Source organism: Streptomyces sp. NPDC057565 (assembly GCF_042801455.1).
Classification (GTDB): domain Bacteria; phylum Actinomycetota; class Actinomycetes; order Streptomycetales; family Streptomycetaceae; genus Streptomyces; species Streptomyces yanii.
The window spans coordinates 1-1,316 of the sequence record NZ_JBHVFU010000181.1 but is presented as its reverse complement, the minus strand read 5'-3'; the positions used below and the strand labels follow the sequence as shown (position 1 = coordinate 1,316).

Sequence of the window (1,316 nt, the reverse complement as noted above, 5' to 3'; positions counted from 1 at the left end):
ATTAGGCCGCGCGCCGCGCCTTCCGCAGGCTGCACCGACATGTGAAGTACTGACTGGGGAGGGTCTGTTGCTGCTGATCGGTGATGACTGGGCCGAAGACCACCATGATGTCGAGGTCCAGGACGGGACCGGCCGGAAGCTGGCTGCCGCGAAGCTGCCCGAAGGGGTGGAAGGCGTCGCCAAGCTCCACGAGCTCGTTGCCCGGCACGGTGGTGAGGACCTGGACCCCGCCGACGTGGTGGTGGGGATCGAGACGGACCGCGGCCCGTGGGTGCAGGCTCTGATCGCCGCGGGTTACCAGGTCTATGCGATCAACCCAAGGCAGGTAGCCCGGTTCAAGGAACGGTATGGAACCTCCGGCGCGAAGAGCGACAAGGGCGACGCCCACGCACTGGCGGACATGGTCCGCATCGACCGGGACCAGCTGCGGCCGGTGGCTGGTGACAGCGAGGCGGCCCAGGCCGTCAAGGTCGTCGCCCGCGCCCATCAGACCCTCATCTGGGAACGTACCCGCACCTTCCAAAGGCTCCGCAACACACTGCGCGAGTACTTCCCGGCAGCCCTCAGCGCCTACGCGGACCTGACGCTGACCAGCACGGACGCGCTGGAACTCCTCATCAAGGCGCCCACGCCCGCAGCAGCGGCGAAGCTGACCCGCTCCCAGATCACCGCTCCGCTCACCCGGGCCCGCCGGCACAACCGGGCCCAAAAAGCGGGCACGATCCAGGATGCGCTGCGGGAACAGCATCTTGGCCTGCCCGAGCCGGTCACGGCCGCTTACGCGGCCGCGGCTGTGGCTCACGCGCGGCTTCTGATCGCCATGAACGAGCAGATAGCCGAGCTGGAAGGGCAGGTGAGGGCACATTTTCTCGCGCACCCGGACGCTGAGATCTACCTCTCGATGCCCGGCATCGGAGAGATTACCGGCGCCCGGGTGCTCGCCGAGTTCGGAGACGACCCGGCCCGCTACGCCAGCGCGAAGGCCCGCAAGAACTACGCCGGCACCAGCCCGATCACTCGGGCCTCGGGCAAGAGCCACACCGTCCAGGCCCGCTACATCCGCAACAACCGGCTTGCTGACGCTCTGCAGAGCCAGGCGTTCTCCGCGCTCAACACCTCACCCGGAGCCCGCCGCTACTACGACAAGCAACGCGCTCGCGAGGCCGGCTACAACCCGGCCCTGCGACAGGTTGGCAACCGCCTCGTCGGCATCCTCCACGGATGCCTCAAGACCCGCACCCCCTACGACGAAGCGACCGCCTGGTCACACCACGCACACCCCCATGCCACTTGACGTCAAACGGCATGGGATGTCT

The 1,316-nt window shown here is 67.8% G+C and carries 1 protein-coding gene; it reads left to right on the top strand.

The genetic code is table 11. From position 1 onward, the window contains the following. Positions 1 to 67 precede the first annotated feature (67 nt). A complete protein-coding gene (locus tag ACFU8W_RS52475) occupies positions 68 to 1,294 on the top strand; it encodes an IS110 family transposase (RefSeq protein ID WP_384053005.1) in 1,227 nt (408 codons plus the stop codon). The last annotated feature ends 22 nt before the right edge of the window (positions 1,295 to 1,316 follow it).